This window comes from Pedobacter sp. ASV1-7, assembly GCF_040203335.1.
In the GTDB taxonomy this organism is placed as follows: domain Bacteria; phylum Bacteroidota; class Bacteroidia; order Sphingobacteriales; family Sphingobacteriaceae; genus Pedobacter.
This window is the reverse complement of the sequence record NZ_JBEHBV010000006.1, coordinates 263,554-280,102: the sequence shown is the minus strand read 5'-3', so window position 1 is coordinate 280,102 and position 16,549 is coordinate 263,554. Positions and strand designations below refer to the sequence as shown.

General features: G+C 37.5%; 17 protein-coding genes. 15 read left to right on the top strand and 2 right to left on the bottom strand.

What is annotated here, in order from left to right:
- The first annotated feature begins 42 nt into the window (after nucleotides 1-42).
- The 10 genes from sufB (at nucleotide 43) to arsC (ending at nucleotide 9,650) form a co-directional block, all read left to right on the top strand.
- Nucleotides 43-1,488, top strand: coding sequence for a Fe-S cluster assembly protein SufB (gene sufB / locus ABDJ41_RS15560; RefSeq protein WP_349786996.1), 1,446 nt, complete (start codon nucleotides 43-45; stop codon nucleotides 1,486-1,488).
- Nucleotides 1,489-1,504: 16 nt separating this feature from the next.
- Complete coding sequence (sufC, locus tag ABDJ41_RS15555) at nucleotides 1,505-2,260, top strand: Fe-S cluster assembly ATPase SufC (RefSeq protein WP_349786994.1); 756 nt, start codon at nucleotides 1,505-1,507, stop codon at nucleotides 2,258-2,260.
- Entirely contained in the window at nucleotides 2,257-3,555 is a 1,299-nt protein-coding gene (gene sufD, locus ABDJ41_RS15550) for a Fe-S cluster assembly protein SufD (RefSeq protein WP_349786992.1), read from the top strand. The genes sufC and sufD overlap by 4 nt, the downstream gene beginning before the upstream one ends.
- A 2-nt stretch (nucleotides 3,556-3,557) precedes the next feature.
- Nucleotides 3,558-4,772 (top strand): SufS family cysteine desulfurase, encoded by a 1,215-nt coding sequence (locus ABDJ41_RS15545; RefSeq protein ID WP_349786991.1) that lies wholly within the window; start codon nucleotides 3,558-3,560, stop codon nucleotides 4,770-4,772.
- Complete coding sequence (locus ABDJ41_RS15540; RefSeq protein ID WP_349786990.1) at nucleotides 4,772-5,212, top strand: SufE family protein; 441 nt, start codon at nucleotides 4,772-4,774, stop codon at nucleotides 5,210-5,212. Before ABDJ41_RS15545 ends, ABDJ41_RS15540 begins: the two co-directional genes overlap by 1 nt.
- Nucleotides 5,213-5,218: 6 nt before the next feature.
- Nucleotides 5,219-5,533 carry an iron-sulfur cluster assembly protein gene (locus ABDJ41_RS15535; protein WP_349786989.1) on the top strand — a complete coding sequence of 105 codons (315 nt, stop codon included), beginning with the start codon at nucleotides 5,219-5,221 and terminating at the stop codon, nucleotides 5,531-5,533.
- A 14-nt stretch (nucleotides 5,534-5,547) separates the two neighbouring features.
- A complete protein-coding gene (locus tag ABDJ41_RS15530) occupies nucleotides 5,548-6,012 on the top strand; it encodes an RrF2 family transcriptional regulator (protein WP_349786988.1) in 465 nt (154 codons plus the stop codon).
- A gap of 79 nt (nucleotides 6,013-6,091) precedes the next feature.
- Nucleotides 6,092-8,545: a bifunctional UDP-N-acetylmuramoyl-tripeptide:D-alanyl-D-alanine ligase/alanine racemase gene (locus ABDJ41_RS15525; protein ID WP_349786987.1), complete on the top strand. Its 2,454-nt coding sequence runs from the start codon at nucleotides 6,092-6,094 to the stop codon at nucleotides 8,543-8,545.
- A gap of 29 nt (nucleotides 8,546-8,574) precedes the next feature.
- Nucleotides 8,575-9,168 (top strand): DUF502 domain-containing protein, encoded by a 594-nt coding sequence (locus tag ABDJ41_RS15520; RefSeq protein ID WP_349786986.1) that lies wholly within the window; start codon nucleotides 8,575-8,577, stop codon nucleotides 9,166-9,168.
- Nucleotides 9,169-9,305: 137 nt separating this feature from the next.
- Nucleotides 9,306-9,650, top strand: coding sequence for an arsenate reductase (glutaredoxin) (gene arsC / locus ABDJ41_RS15515; RefSeq protein WP_349786985.1), 345 nt, complete (start codon nucleotides 9,306-9,308; stop codon nucleotides 9,648-9,650).
- Between the two features lie 142 nt (nucleotides 9,651-9,792).
- On the opposite strand, the gene ABDJ41_RS15510 is transcribed toward arsC, so the two are convergent.
- A complete protein-coding gene (locus ABDJ41_RS15510) occupies nucleotides 9,793-10,500 on the bottom strand; it encodes an LOG family protein (RefSeq protein ID WP_349786984.1) in 708 nt (235 codons plus the stop codon).
- A 19-nt stretch (nucleotides 10,501-10,519) separates the two neighbouring features.
- Nucleotides 10,520-11,998, bottom strand: coding sequence for a sodium:solute symporter (locus ABDJ41_RS15505; protein WP_349786983.1), 1,479 nt, complete (start codon nucleotides 11,996-11,998; stop codon nucleotides 10,520-10,522).
- 52 nt (nucleotides 11,999-12,050) lie between these two features.
- On the opposite strand from ABDJ41_RS15505, the gene recR reads away from it, so the two are divergent.
- From recR to trpB, 5 genes are all read left to right on the top strand, one after another.
- Complete coding sequence (recR, locus tag ABDJ41_RS15500; RefSeq protein WP_349786982.1) at nucleotides 12,051-12,668, top strand: recombination mediator RecR; 618 nt, start codon at nucleotides 12,051-12,053, stop codon at nucleotides 12,666-12,668.
- A gap of 5 nt (nucleotides 12,669-12,673) precedes the next feature.
- Nucleotides 12,674-13,489, top strand: coding sequence for an SDR family oxidoreductase (locus ABDJ41_RS15495; protein ID WP_349786981.1), 816 nt, complete (start codon nucleotides 12,674-12,676; stop codon nucleotides 13,487-13,489).
- Nucleotides 13,490-13,708: 219 nt separating this feature from the next.
- Entirely contained in the window at nucleotides 13,709-14,698 is a 990-nt protein-coding gene (gene trpD, locus ABDJ41_RS15490) for an anthranilate phosphoribosyltransferase (protein WP_349786980.1), read from the top strand.
- Between the two features lie 34 nt (nucleotides 14,699-14,732).
- Nucleotides 14,733-15,371, top strand: coding sequence for a phosphoribosylanthranilate isomerase (locus ABDJ41_RS15485; RefSeq protein ID WP_349786979.1), 639 nt, complete (start codon nucleotides 14,733-14,735; stop codon nucleotides 15,369-15,371).
- The gene (trpB, locus tag ABDJ41_RS15480; protein WP_349786978.1) at nucleotides 15,368-16,549 is read left to right on the top strand and encodes a tryptophan synthase subunit beta; all 1,182 of its coding nucleotides are present in this window, start codon (nucleotides 15,368-15,370) and stop codon (nucleotides 16,547-16,549) included. The genes ABDJ41_RS15485 and trpB overlap by 4 nt, the downstream gene beginning before the upstream one ends.

Genomic DNA, 16,549 nt, shown 5'->3' with positions numbered 1-16,549 from the left:
GGTATATTTGTGTAAATATTAATCTTTCAAAAGAAATCTATTATGAAAGAAAAGCAAGAAACCCTGGAGCAGGCCGTATTAAATGAATACAAATATGGCTTCGTGACAGATATAGATACTGATACCATTCCCAAAGGTCTTAACGAGGATGTGATTAAGCTGATTTCCCGTAAAAAGAATGAGCCCGAATGGATGCTGGATTGGCGACTAAAAGCTTACAACTACTGGTTGAAGTTAGAAGAGCCTACCTGGCCTAATGTTAAATATCCTAAAATAAACTATCAGGATATTATTTACTATGCTGCGCCTAAGCCTAAAAAACAATTAAACAGTCTGGATGAGGTAGATCCTGAGTTACTGAGTACTTTTGAAAAACTTGGTATTTCTATTTCAGAACAAAAGCGCCTGAGTGGAGTAGCTGTAGATGTGGTAATGGATAGTGTTTCTATCGCAACCTCTTTTAAACAACAGCTCGCTGAAATTGGTGTGATTTTCTGTTCTATTACTGAGGCTATTCAAGAGCATCCGGAACTGGTGAAAAAATACATGGGTTCTGTTGTTCCAATGACCGACAATTACTTTGCCGCATTAAACTCTGCTGTGTTTACTGACGGTTCCTTTTGTTATATACCTAAAGGTGTAAGGTGTCCGATGGAACTCTCTACTTATTTCCGTATCAATGCGGAGAATAGCGGTCAGTTTGAAAGGACATTGATTGTGGCCGAAGACGAAAGTTATGTAAGTTATCTGGAAGGCTGTACTGCTCCTATGCGTGATGAAAATCAACTACATGCAGCTGTGGTGGAGCTGATTGCGATGGAAAAAGCGGAAATCAAATACTCTACTGTGCAAAACTGGTACCCCGGAGATAAAGAAGGAAAAGGTGGTATTTATAACTTCGTGACCAAAAGAGGAATCTGTAAGGGAAATCACTCCAAAATATCATGGACACAGGTTGAGACCGGCTCCTCTATAACCTGGAAATATCCTAGTGTTATTTTAAAAGGAGACTATTCTATCGGAGAGTTTTATTCAGTGGCTTTTACAAATAATCACCAACAGGCTGATACTGGTACGAAAATGATGCATTTGGGTAAAAATACGACCAGTAGAATTGTTGCTAAAGGTATATCTGCTGGTTTTAGTCAGAATAGCTACCGTGGATTGGTTAGAACAAGTAAACAAGCACTGAATGCCCGTAATTATTCACAATGTGATTCTTTGTTACTAGGTGATAAATGTGGTGCACATACTTTCCCCTATATAGAAGCTAAAAATAAAACAGCTATAGTTGAGCATGAAGCTACTACCTCTAAAATCGGGGAGGATCAGCTTTTCTATTGCAGGCAAAGGGGGATTGATCAGGAGGCCGCTGTGGCGCTTATTGTAAATGGATTTGCTAAGGAAGTAATGAACCAGCTACCTATGGAATTTGCTATTGAAGCACAAAAGCTATTGGCAATTAGTATGGAAGGTAGTGTTGGTTAATTAAAAAAGAAGAAAAATGTTATCAATAAAAAATATACACGCAAACGTAGAAGGTAAAGAGATATTAAAGGGAATCAATCTTGAAATCAAAGCAGGAGAGGTGCATGCTATTATGGGACCAAATGGCTCTGGTAAAAGTACATTGGCTTCTGTACTGGCAGGCAGAGAGGAATATGAAGTGACAGAAGGTGAGGTGAACTTTTTAAATAAGGATTTATTGGAATTATCTCCGGAAGACCGTGCTCGTGAAGGGCTTTTTCTGGCTTTTCAATATCCTGTCGAAATACCTGGTGTAAGCACAACAAATTTTATCAAGGCTGCGGTTAATGAAAAGCGTAAATATCAGGGTTTAGAGCCTCTGGATTCTGTTGCTTTTCTAAAGATAATGAAAGAGAAAATGAAGCTGGTAGAAATTGACCAGTCTTTGTTGAGCCGTTCTATTAACGAAGGCTTTTCGGGTGGAGAAAAGAAGCGTAATGAGATTTTTCAAATGGCTATGCTTGAGCCTAAACTGGCCATACTGGATGAGACAGATTCAGGATTAGATATTGATGCTTTACGTATTGTGGCTAATGGAATTAATAAACTGCATAATCCTGATCGGGCGGTGCTGGTAATAACCCATTATCAGCGCTTACTGGATTATATTCAGCCAGACTTTGTACATGTTTTGTTTAATGGTCGTATTGTTAAATCGGGTACCAAAGAGCTGGCATTAGAACTGGAACAAAAAGGTTATGACTTTATTACTGATGAAATTGATGTACCATGATTGATTTAACTTATTTTAAAGCTCAATTTGAGACTTTGCAACAGAACAATCCGGATGGGAACATTGCTGCCATTAGAAAGGAGAGTTTTGATGTTTTTAATAAAACCGGATTGCCAACTTATAAAACAGAAGATTGGAAATATACTGGCGTAAGCAGCTTATTTGAGCAGGTATATCATGCTGCAAAGCATACCATAGGTATTGTTGAACTTGATGCATTACGTATGCCTGGTCATCATAAAGCCAATGAACTTGTATTTGTAAATGGTCGTTTTGATGCCGCATTATCTAATATTCTTTCCCCTGCTGATGAAATAACTGTCTTATCTTTAAAAGAAGCTGTAAATGGTTCTTATAGTGATTTGTTAAGGAAGCATCTTAATCAAAGTAGTACATATATTAAAGACGGAGTGCATGCACTTAACGGTGCCTTTATTGATGAAGGTGTATTTGTACATGTTCATAAAGGGAAGATACCTCAACATCCAATTTATGTTTATCATATTATGGATGGTAGGACTCAGCCTATACTAGCCCAACCCCGTAACCTTATCTATGTTGATGAAAATAGCAAACTCCAGCTTACAGAAACTTATGCCACTTTAGGTACATCTGATAGTTTTTGTAATGAAGTTCTGGAGATGGTGGTGGAGCAAGGGGCCTTTGTTGAATATTATAAAATTCAGAATGATGTTGCACATGCCAGTCAGGTTGGTACAACGCATATTACTCAGGTCGGACGAAGCTATGTACATACTGTAACAGTTATTTTAGGTGGAGGGATTGTTCGTAATAACTTAAATCTGATATTAGATGCAGAGGGCGATGAAACGCATTTGTATGGACTTTACCTGTTAAAGGGTAAAACTCATGCGGATAACCATACATTAATAGACAACAGGCAACCGAATTGTTTCAGTAATCAGCTTTATAAAGGAATTGCTGATGACTCTTCAACTGGGGTTTTTAATGGTAGAATCATGGTGCAACCCGATGCGCAGAAAACCAACTCTTTCCAATCGAATAAAAATATTCTTTTATCCGACAATGCTACAATTAATACTAAGCCACAGCTGGAGATTTTTGCTGATGATGTGAAATGTTCACATGGTTGTACAGTTGGACAATTGGATGAGGAGGCGCTTTTCTATTTGAGAGCCAGAGGGATTCCAAGAGATAAAGCTGAAGTATTGCTTTTACAGGCGTATGCTGCGGATATAATTGCACAGATTAAGCCAATGGCCATACGTGCATATGTCGAAAAACTAATTTACGATCATTTATCAATTGTGTAGAGATGATAATCACGGAATTAAGAAAGCAGTTCCCTATTTTGGGAAGAACAGTTAAAGATAAGCCATTGGTTTATTTTGATAACGCAGCTACTTCGCAAAAGCCACAATGCGTGATTGATGCTTTGAGCCATTATTATTCGTATTACAATGCCAATATTCACCGTGGCATTCATACACTTGCAGAAGAAGCTACGCTTGCTTTTGAAGGTACTCGTATTGCTGTTCAGGAGTTCTTAGGTGCTGCTTCTACGGATGAGATCATTTTTACAAGAGGGACTACTGAAGCAATTAACCTGGTTGCTTATACCTGGGCTAGGGAAAATATTGGAACTGGTGATGAGGTGATTGTTTCTGAAATGGAACATCACTCGAATATTGTACCCTGGCAAATCATCTGTGAAGAAAAGAAAGCCGTTTTAAAAGTTATCCCCGTAAATGATAAAGGGGAGCTTAATATGGGCGTGTTTAGAGAAATGTTGAGCAATAAAACCAAAATGGTAGCAATTGTTCATGTATCTAATTCTTTAGGCACAGTAAATCCTGTAGAAGAAATTATCATAGCTGCTCATAAAGTGGGTGCAAAAGTGCTTGTGGATGGGGCGCAGTCGACCGTACACCTGGATATCAATGTGCAGGAGATGGATTGCGATTTCTTTGCTTTTTCTGGTCATAAGGTTTATGGACCTACTGGTGTAGGTGCTTTATATGGTAAAAAAGAACTGCTGGAAAGTATGCCTGTTTTTCAAGGTGGGGGTGAGATGATCAAAGAGGTGACATTTGAAAAAACCACTTACAATGATTTACCTTATAAATATGAAGCGGGTACTCCGAATATTGCAGATACAATTGTCTTAAAAGCAGCACTTGATTTTGTTAAAGGCATTGGAAAAGATAAGATCAGAGCACATGAAGAAGAATTGCTTACCTATGCAACTGAGCAACTAAAGGCCATTCCGGGATTAACCATTATTGGTGAGGCAAAAAATAAAGTTAGTTTAGTGTCTTTTGTAGTTGAAGGAGTGCACCCTCAGGATATTGGTGTACTATTAGATAATATGGGAATAGCTGTCAGAACTGGTCATCATTGTACACAACCGTTGATGAAACGTTTTGGTATTCCAGGTACAGTAAGGGCTTCTTTTGCATTGTATAACCAAAAAGAAGAAATTGATGCATTAATAATTGCACTGAACAAAACCATAAAGATGTTAGCCTAATGGAAACGAAGCCGATACTTGAAATAGAAAGGGCGATTGTTGAGGATTTTGAATTGTTTGACAGTTGGGAGGATAAGTATGAATACATTATTGATCTTGGTAAAAAGTTGGAGGCACTGGATGATGTTCATAAAATCGAAGAAAATAAAATTAAAGGCTGTCAATCTACTGTCTGGCTAACAGCTTCTTATCAGGATGGTAGGGTTGTTTTTAAGGCCGATAGTGATGCTGTGATTGTAAAGGGCTTAATCAGCATGCTGATTAAAGTGCTGTCAGATCATACACCTGATGAGATTTTAGCAGCTAAAATGGATTTTATAGGCGAAATCGGTATGATGACACATTTGGCACAAACCAGGTCTAATGGTTTGCTGGCTATGATAAAACAGATGAAAAATTATGCGCTCGCCTATAAAATGATGCATGACAATAAAAACTAATAGCTCATGGATAAGGAAGAATTAAAACAAAAGGTTATTGACTGTTTGCAAACGATATATGATCCTGAAATACCGGTGAGTATATATGAGCTTGGTTTAATTTATGAGACTGAGATTCTGCCCCCGTTAAATAATGTGCAGATTGTGATGACACTCACCGCGCCTGGTTGTCCTGCTGCGCAGGTCATTCCACAGGAGGTAGAGCAAAAAATAAAAGAAATTGAAGGAGTAAACGAGGTTTCGGTAATCGTTACCTGGGAACCACCATGGAATAGAGACATGATGTCTGAAACTGCCCGGCTGGAATTGGGTTTTATGTAATTTGATTTAAGGTAATGAAGATAACAGCACAAGAGGAATACGGATTAAGGATTTTACTCCGGATTGCCAGACATGATCAGAAAACGGGTGTAACTATACCATTAATTAGTGATTCTGAAGGTATTTCTACAGCCTATGTAGCTAAACTTACACGTATTTTACGTATTGCTGGTTACATTAACAGTACACCTGGTAATAAGGGTGGTTATGTATTGGCACAACCTGCAAATCAGATTAATATTAATCAGGTCATGAAAGTATTAGGCGGTGCACTTTTTAGTAAAAAGTTTTGTGAAGAGTATCCGGGTGCATTAAAGCTATGTACAAATTCTATTGATTGCTCTATTAGGTCTTTATGGCAAATGATACAGCATACAGTTGACCAGTTGTTAGATAAAGTAACTTTACAGGATTTGATTAATCCAGAACATGAATCAAGCGCTTTGCTGGAATCTATTTTGGAGCAACAAAGTATTTAAAGAAATCATGTGTTTTTTCTTGCAAAAAAAAATGCCCTGATAATTATACTAGGACGCCATTAACGCTTAATTTTGTCGGATGATCAACTTTCCCTATACCATTCCTCATATCGCAGAAATATTAGGCCTGAAGTCTTTTAAGAAGATGAAACAGGTATTAATTACGAAATTGGTAATTGATAGCAGGGCAGTAACAGAACCTGAAGGATCCCTTTTTTTTGCGCTGACAGGTAAACGGGATGGCCATAAATATATGGCTGACGCTTATGCAAATGGAATAAGAAATTTTGTGATCAGTGATCCTCAGTATAGCCAGCAATATGCTGATGCTAATATATTGTTAGTGAATGATGTTCTGGCTGCGCTGCAAAAGCTGGCAAAAAATCATCGTGAGCAATATAATTTAAAAGTAATCGGAATCACTGGAAGTAACGGGAAAACTATTGTTAAGGAATGGTTATACCAGTTATTGGCTGCTGATTTTAATATTATCAGAAGCCCTAAGAGTTTTAATTCACAAATTGGTGTTCCGCTTTCTGTCTGGGAAATACAAAAGGAGCATACCTTAGGTGTTTTTGAGGCAGGAATATCCAAAGTAAATGAAATGGATGTGCTGGAAGAAATTATAAAGCCAGACATAGGGATTCTTACAAATTTAGGTGAGGCTCATGCTGAGGGATTTAGCTCTGCAATTGAAAAACTAAACGAAAAATTAAAGCTGTTTAAAGATACTGAGCTGTTTATTTATGCTCCGGAGTATACAGAAGGAATACTTAAAGATAATTTACCGGGTAAAACTAAATTTACGTGGAGCCTTAAAGAAGATGCAGATCTTCAGGTTCTTTTTATTGAGCCTGTTGACGGTCAGAATTATATTATTGCAAAATACAAAGGAGTTGAAATATCCTGCCTTGTTCCATTTAATGACCAGGCATCAGTAGAGAATGCGATCATTTGTTGGGCTACATTACTAGCCTTGGGCTATTCGCCTGAACAAGCAGATGAACGTTTGGATAAATTAACCCGGGTAAGTATGCGCCTGGAATTAAAAAATGGAATTAACCAATGTTCAGTAATTGACGACTCTTATAGTGCTGATATCTCATCTCTGGCAATAGCACTCGATTTTTTGAATATTCAGAATCAACATCCTAAAAGGACTCTAGTTTTATCTGATCTTTATGAAACGGGCAAAGATAATCGCATACTTTATAAAGAGATAGCTGCATTGTTGAAACAAAAAAATGTAGACCGGTTAATAGGTGTAGGGCCAAATATAATGGCATCAAAGGGATTGTTTCCTATGGAAACTAGGTTTTTTGAAAGTACACAGGGCTTTATCGAAAGCTTTCCTTCTTTGCATTTTAACAATGAAACTATTCTGATAAAAGGAGCCAGAAAGTTTGAATTTGAGAGAATCAGTAAGTTAATCGAACAGAAAGTACATGATACTGTCATGGAGATTGATCTCAATGCTTTGGCCGGTAATCTCCAGTTTTATAGGGCTAAATTAAGCCCGGGTGTTAAGATCATGGCTATGGTTAAGGCTTTCTCTTATGGTAGTGGAAGTTTTGAGATCGCCAATCTATTACAATACCATAAAGTAGATTATTTGGCTGTTGCTTATACTGATGAAGGAATTGCTTTAAGAAAAGGAGGGATTAAAATGCCTATTATGGTGATGAGTCCGGAACCTTCTGCTTTTGACGCAATTGTACGTTATAAACTTGAGCCTGAATTGTATAATTTAGAAATCCTCAATAGCTTTATTGATTTTGTAAATGAAGTGAATTATCCTGTACATTTAAAAATAGATACAGGGATGCATCGTCTGGGCTTTGAAGAACCTGATTTACCAGAGCTTTTAAATATAATAACGAATACAGAAAAGATAAAAGTAACTTCTGTTTTCTCTCACCTGGTGGGTAGTGAAGAGGGGATGCATGATGATTTTACGAAACTTCAGATCGCACGTTTTAATAAGGTCGCAGATATGATCGGCAATGCTTTGGATTATAAAATCATCAGGCATATTTCCAATACTTCTGCAATTTCACGTCATCCTGATGCCCAGTTAGATATGGTTAGAATTGGAATCGGCCTGTATGGATTTGATGCCGGTATAAAAGATAATAAAGGACTGCAGACGGTTGCGGTTTTGAAAACAACAATAACTCAGATAAAGCATATTAAAGCTGATGAAACTGTAGGTTATGGCAGACGTGGGCTGTTGCATGCTGATGGAACCATTGCAACTGTAAAAATAGGGTATGCTGATGGTTACAACCGTGCTTTTGGTAATGGAGTAGGTCGGATGTTGATTAAGGGGAAATTGGTTCCTACTGTGGGGGTAATTTGTATGGATATGTGTATGCTTGATGTAACTGGTCTGGATGTGAAAACTGGTGATGAGGTCATCGTGTTTAATGATCAATTAACTATTGCTAAGCTGGCTAAACAGATCAATACTATTCCCTATGAAATACTTACAAATGTTTCTCAACGGGTAAAGCGAGTGTACTTTTATGAATAAATCCATATAAAAATATCTAATTTTGCATTATGAATAGAATTGGCAGGGCGCTACTAAATTATCTGATCAAAGGATTGTTAATTGTACTCCCTATTGCATTAAGTGTTTTTATTGTGATCTGGGCGGTAACTACCGTCGACAGCTGGTTAAATGTTAATAATATTCTGGGAGTTGATCCTAGAACTGGTGCGAGTAGGAATATACCTGGTCTTGGACTTGCTCTGGTTATTTCATTGATCTTGCTGGCAGGAATTTTTGTGACTTATTTTGTGACAGAACCAATGTATACGTGGTTCCAGCGGTTGTTAGATAAGGTTCCGTTTTTAAAGTTTATTTATTCTTCAATTAAAGACCTTACTGAAGCTTTTGTAGGAGATGAGAAGAAGTTTAATAATCCTGTGCTTGTAGAAGTTGAGGGTGATTTGAAACGAATTGGATTTTTAACACAAAATGATTTGGCATCTATTGGCTTGCCAGGAGAATCTATTGTTTATTTCCCGTTTTCTTATTCTTTTGCAGGGCAGGTTTACGTGGTGAAACATGAGAAAATAAAACCACTAAATATGAGTGCGGCAGAAGCTATGAAATTGGTGGTGTCTGGTGGTGTGAGCCATTTTGGGTAAAAAATGGTTTATTGCTCGCCTCGCCAAAGATTTTTCGGAAGAGCAAAATCTTTGCATGTCGGCTCACAACAAAACCATTTTTTTCTGATATGCAACCACCACAAGTGGGAGTAAGAAGGAACCCTAAAACAAGAAAAATGATAAAGATTTACCATAATAACAGGTGTAGTAAAAGCAGATGTGCTTTAACAGCTTTAGAAGAAAGCGGTCAGGAGTTTGAGGTGATCAATTACCTACAATCAACACCAACAGCAGATGAACTTCGTGAGATTATAGAAAAGTTAGGCATTAAACCTTATGACCTTATTCGTAAAGGTGAATCTGTCTATATTTCAGAATTTAAAGGTAAAGATCTTTCTGATGAAGAATGGATTGCAGCAATGGTTGAAAATCCCATTCTAATTGAGCGACCAATATTGGTTTCTGGTGATAAGGCAGTTATTGCAAGGCCAACTGAGCGAATTAACGAGATTCTGAGTTAATAATTGCTATTAAAGGAAGTGTTTAGTGCTAAAAAAAGTCAGATGTTGTGAGCCGACATGCAAAGATTTTGCCCTTCAGCAAAAGATTTGAGGAGGCGAACAATCTCTGACTTTTTTCTTATAAAAAGGGTGTTAGTTGCTCTTAGAAATTTGGTTTCAACACATATTTCTCATAGAATCTGAAAATATGTTCAGCTGCTTCTTCCGCTGTATCAACTAATCTGAAAAGGTTTAAATCTTCAGCATGAATATTATGTTCCTTTTGCAGCATGGTATTTTTTATCCAATCAATTAAGCCTCCCCAGTATTCCTTTCCAATTAAAACGATTGGGAACCTTGCAATTTTACCAGTCTGAATTAATGTGATGGCCTCAAATAACTCATCCATAGTTCCCATTCCACCAGGCAAAACAATAAAACCCTGAGAATACTTCATAAACATCACTTTCCTGATAAAGAAATAGTCGAACTCCAGAAGTTTGTTATGATCAATATACTTATTGTGGAATTGCTCAAAAGGTAGTTCTATATTTAAACCTACAGATTTACCACCATTGTTGTGAGCACCTTTATTACCAGCTTCCATAATACCAGGGCCACCGCCAGTAATTACACCGTAACCACGCTCAGTAAGTAACCTTCCACATTCAACAGCAATTTCATAATACTTATTTGTTTCTGCTGTTCTTGCTGAACCAAAGATAGATACGCAAGGTCCTATCTTCGCTAGTTTCTCGAATCCATCAACAAATTCAGCCATTATTTTAAAGATCTGCCAGGAGTCTGTAACCTTTATTTCCTGCCAGTTTTTATTTTCAAAAGCACTTCTTATTTTTTCTTCACTTGTCATTCTATAGGTGTATTAAATATTAGAATCTGGTTTGGGTTGTTGAAGTTTTTCCGGTAACCCAAAGCAGTATAAAGGTGATTAACCCGTTTAATATAATCAATTCAAAACCCAAAGCGTAATTGAACCACTGCATTGAATTTTTATCAATTATAAAACATAATATTGGCGAAAGCAAACAGATGTAAGGTACCAGCTTATCAGTAACCGCTCTTCTGGTTAACATACCAATGCCAAAAAGCCCGACCAGAGGCCCATAAGTATAACCAGCAGCTTTGAAAATCGCATTAACCACAGAATCATCATTGATGATTTTGAAAATCATGATGACCACAACCATTAGAAAAGAGAATCCAACATGTACCAGGTGTCTCTTCCGGACAAGGTCTGGTGAGTTCTGATCTTTTTTCTTATCGAAATGCAGGAAGTCAATACAGAAAGAAGTTGTTAATGCCGTTAATGCTGAGTCTGTAGTTGCAAAAGTTGCAGCAGTTAAACCTAGCATAAAGATAATTCCGGGGATTACATTGAGGTGGTTTAATGCGATCTCCGGATAAAGATGATCTGGAGTAGCTAATGAAGCCACATTTATTCCATTATTGGCCGCAAAAAGATATAGTAATGCACCAACACTTAAAAAGAAAATGTTCATGATAACAAATACAATGGTAAACGTAAACATGTTCTTTTGAGCTTCGCCTATAGTTTTCATACTCAGGTTTTTCTGCATCAGATCCTGATCAAGGCCGGTCATAGCAATTGTTACAAATATTCCACCTAGAAACTGTTTAAGGAAATGGGTTTTGCTGCCCAGAAAGTCTTCCCAAAAGAAGATCTGGGAGTAACTACTGGTTTTAACAGCTTCAAAAGTTCCGGCAACATCAAGATTCAGAGATTTAGCAATAAATACTATAGATAATACTACAGAGAGTAATAAGAATACAGTTTGAAGGGTGTCAGTAATGATAATTGTTTTTAGACCACCCTTATGTGTGTATAGCCATATTAGGACAAGACAAATGACAATTGTTACCCAGAATGGAACATTCCAGGCATCAAAAATGAATTTTTGCAATACAATTGCAACCAGGTAAAGGCGGAAAGCTGAGCCAATAGTCCGGGAAACCAGAAAGATTACAGCGCCCGTTTTATAACTCAGGAAGCCTAATCTGCGTTCCAGATAAGTATAAATGGAAATGATATTCAGCCTGTAATACAAAGGCAACAGTACAGTTGCTATGATAATAAAACCAACTGCATTACCCAGTATAAACTGAAAGTAACCAAAGTCGCTTTTGCCTACCGCACCAGGAACAGAAATAAAAGTTACACCAGATAGAGCTGTACCAATCATTCCAAATGCGACAAGGTACCATTTAGAGTTCCTGTTTGCAATAAAGAAAGCAGCATTATCAGAGTTGTTTCTTGAAGTGAGGTAAGCCACGCCAATTAATAGCACGAAGTAACCAATAAGAAAAGATAGAAGTATAATTGGACTCATATTATGGTTTTATTAGGTAGATAAATGTAAGGTTTTTAATTAAATTTGTACCATGAACTTTTCCTCTAAACTGCTTGAAGACGCTGTTAATGAATTCTCAAAGCTTCCTGGTGTAGGGCAAAAGACTGCATTGAGGTTAGTATTACATCTGTTAAATAAAGAACAGGAAGAGGTAGATCAGTTTGGAAATACATTGATCAAACTTAAAAAGGAAATCAAGCACTGTAATATTTGTCATAATATTTCTGATCATCAGATATGTAATATTTGTTCTTCTAATAAAAAAGACAAAGAAGTCATATGTGTAGTGGAAGATACGAGAGATGTGATGGCTGTAGAAAACACCGGGCAGTATTTTGGTGTTTACCACGTTTTAGGCGGGTTAATATCACCTATGGATGGTATAGGGCCTGCAGATCTGTTTATTGATTCATTAGTTCAGCGTGTGGCTACAACGCCTGTAAAAGAAGTTATATTAGCTTTAAGTGCTACTATGGAAGGTGATACTACATTATTTTACCTATATAAGCGATTAAAGGATTTTCAGATTCCAATTACTACTATTGCAAGAGGGATTGCATTTGGAGGCGAGCTGGAATATGCTGATGAAATTACTTTAGGCAGATCAATTGTTACCCGTGTTCCTTATCAAGGTTCATTAATTAAATAGTCAGTATGGATTTTAAGAATAAAGTAATTATAATTACCGGTGCATCATCGGGTATAGGAAAAGCATGTGCCGAAGAGTTCGCAAAAAGAGGGGCAAATCTGGTGCTTGCTGCCAGGCAATATGTAACATTATGTGAAATAACCGCTGATCTGGAAAAACGATACGGGATAAAAGCGATTGCTGTACAAACAGATGTAAGTAAAGAAGAAGATTGCAAGCTGTTGATCAAACAGGCTTTAATTACTTTTGGTAAAATTGATATTTTGATCAATAATGCAGGCCTGTCTATGCGCGCCTTATTTAATGACCTTGATCTTTCTGTATTAAAAAACCTGATGGATGTAAACTTCTGGGGTACAGTGTATTGTACTAAATATGCATTGCCTGAGATTCTGAAAACTAAAGGAAGTATTGTTGGGGTGTCTTCAATAGCTGGTTATCGCGGTTTGCCGGGCCGTACCGGATATTCTTCCTCTAAGTTTGCAATGAATGGTTTCATGGAATCCTTACGTACTGAACTGCTAAAAACGGGTGTTCATGTAATGGTGGCTTGTCCGGGCTTTACAGCTTCGAACATTCGCGTTACTGCTTTGGCTAAAGATGGGGCTTCGCATGGTGAGACTAGTATGGAAGAAGGAAAGATGATGAGTGCCGATTCTGTTGCACAAACTATAGCTGATGGTATAGTTGCACGTAAACGTACATTAATCATGACAGGACAGGGGAAATTGACAGTCTGGCTCAATAAATTATTTCCTGCATTGGCTGATAAGCTGGTATTCAACCATTTTACAAAAGAGAAGAATGCATTGATTAAATAAAATTATTTTAAGAAAGATTTGCTCCTTTGCAAAAACAATTACATATTTGTTGAAATGATATTAACAAACGTACTTAATAAATGGTGGTGGCACAACGCAAATGCGTAGTGTAACCCTGTATTGAACGTTTTTATTTTATATAATAATATTTGAGGGTTGCTATAAGGCAACCTTTTTTGTTTTACAGCCTTTTTTAAAAGCCTGGCTTTTGATACTAATATGAAAAAGATACTTAACCACTTATTTGAAAACAAAACCTTTAGTAGTGCTGAGGCGCAAAGAATTTTAACTTCGATTGCTCTTGGTGAATTTAATACTTCGCAGATAGCGGCATTTATTACTGCTTATGGTATGCGTAACATAACGGTTGAAGAGTTACAAGGCTTCCGGGATGCCATGCTTGACTTATGTATTAAGCTTGATTTCTCGGACTTTGAACTGGTCGATTTATGTGGTACAGGAGGGGATGGAAAAGACACTTTTAATATTTCTACCCTGGCTTCTTTTGTGACTGCGGGAGCAGGCTATAAAGTAGCTAAACATGGTAATTATGGTGTTTCTTCGGGTTGTGGCTCTTCAAACGTAATGGAATATCTTGGATATTCATTTACCAGTGATCAGGATGTATTAAAAAGAAGTTTGGACCATGCAGGTATCTGTTTTATCCATGCACCATTGTTTAACCCTGCAATGAAAACAGTAGCGCCAATACGTAAAGAGCTGGGGGTCAAAACCTTTTTCAATATGCTCGGACCGATGGTAAATCCTGCCCAGCCTAAAAATCAGATTGTAGGGGTGTTTAGTTTAGAACTGGCGCGTTTGTATGCCTATCTATATCAGAATACAGATAAGAACTATACGATTCTGCACGCTGTAAATGGCTTTGATGAAGTCTCTTTAACCTGTGATGTGAAGACCTTTAGTAAAAAAGGTGAAGCGCTTTTGAAAGTTGCTGATCTGGGCTTCGAACAAATAACTGAAGATAAGATTAAAGGAGGAGATACGGTAGAATCTTCAGCAGAGATATTCATGAATGTATTGAATGGTAATGGAACGGACGAACAAAACAGTGTGGTATTATGTAATGCAGCATTGGCCATTCAGACTATAGATGATTCGAAGTCTTTTGGCGATTGTTTTTATGAGGCTGAGTCGTCATTACTGGGATTACAGGCTCTTGACAGGTTTAAAAAGCTTACAGGAAGATAAAACAGAATTTAATAACCTAATAAAAACTCAGAAAATGGAAGTTAAACTGAAAATATGTGGAATGAAACTACCTGAAAATATCCAGGGTGTAGCAACTTTAAAACCAGATTATTTAGGCTTTATTTTTTTTAGAGATTCCAAACGGTTTGTAGATGGTTTAACACCATTGTTTGTTAATAATCTCCCCGCAGGCATTAGAAAGACAGGTGTTTTTGTTAATGAAGAATTAAACAGGGTGGCCCAGCTTGCTGTATTATATGGCTTAAACGCTGTTCAGCTGCATGGGCAGGAGCCTGTGAAATACTGTATTGCATTAAAAGGTCTGCTGGCTGATGCCGGAATTGAACTGATCAAAGCATTTGGAGTAGATGAACGATTTGATTTTAATACTGTTAATCCTTATTCAAATGTAGCTGATTATTTTTTATTCGATACACAAACACCGAATCATGGTGGTTCTGGAATGACCTTTAGCTGGGCACTCCTTGAGAATTATAAGCTAAACAAATCATACTTTTTAAGTGGAGGGATTTCATTGGAAAGTGTGGAGCAATTGAAACAAATAAATGACCCGCGTTTATATGCTATCGATGTAAATAGCAGATTTGAGCTTGCGCCGGGTGTAAAAGACATAGATAAATTAAAAGACTTTAAGAGTAAACTAGCACTATGAGTTATTTTGTAAATGAAAAAGGTTATTTCGGAGATTTTGGCGGGGCATATATTCCGGAAATGCTTTATCCTAACGTTGAAGAATTGAGACAGAATTATCTTAACATAATTCAGGATGAATCCTTTCAAGAAGAGTTTCAGCAATTATTAAAAGATTATGTTGGAAGGCCTTCGCCATTGTATCTTGCGAAGCGTCTTTCACAAAAATATAATGCCAATATTTTCCTGAAAAGAGAAGATCTGAACCATACCGGCGCTCATAAGATTAACAATACTATCGGACAGATTTTGCTCGCACAGCGACTTGGAAAAAAACGAATTATTGCAGAAACAGGAGCAGGTCAGCATGGAGTAGCTACAGCAACAGTCTGCGCATTACGTGGTTTGGAATGTGTAGTGTATATGGGGGAAATAGATATTCAACGCCAGGCACCAAATGTTGCAAGAATGAAAATGTTAGGAGCAAAGGTTATTTCCGCTACTTCGGGTAGCAAAACGCTTAAAGATGCTACTAACGAGGCAATGCGCGACTGGATGAATAATCCTGTAGATACGCATTATATTATAGGCTCGGTAGTAGGACCGCATCCTTATCCTGATATGGTTGGTATCTTTCAATCCATTATATCAGAAGAAACTAAAAAGCAGCTTGTAGAGCATACTGGAAATGATCAGCCTGATTATGTATTGGCTTGTGTAGGTGGCGGTAGCAATGCTATGGGCATGTTCTATCATTTTATTGATGATGAAAAGGTGAAGCTGATTGCTGTTGAGGCAGGGGGCAAGGGGGTAGATAGCGGTTTTTCGGCCGCAACCACAGCTTTGGGAAAAGAAGGTGTATTGCATGGTAGCAAAAGTATATTGATGCAAACGCATGATGGACAAGTTGTAGAACCTCATTCAGTTTCTGCGGGATTGGACTATCCGGGGATTGGCCCACAACATGCTCATTTATTTAAAACTGGTCGTGGACAGTATGTATCGATCACTGATGATGAGGCATTACAGGCAGGTTTGCTGCTTACCCAGATGGAAGGCATTATTCCGGCAATTGAAAGTGCACATGCTTTAGCGTACCTTGAGAAGATGCCTTTTAAAGGCGGAGAAAATGTAGTGGTTTGTCTTTCAGGACGAGGAGATAAAGACATGGATACTTATATGAAATACTTTAACCTATAA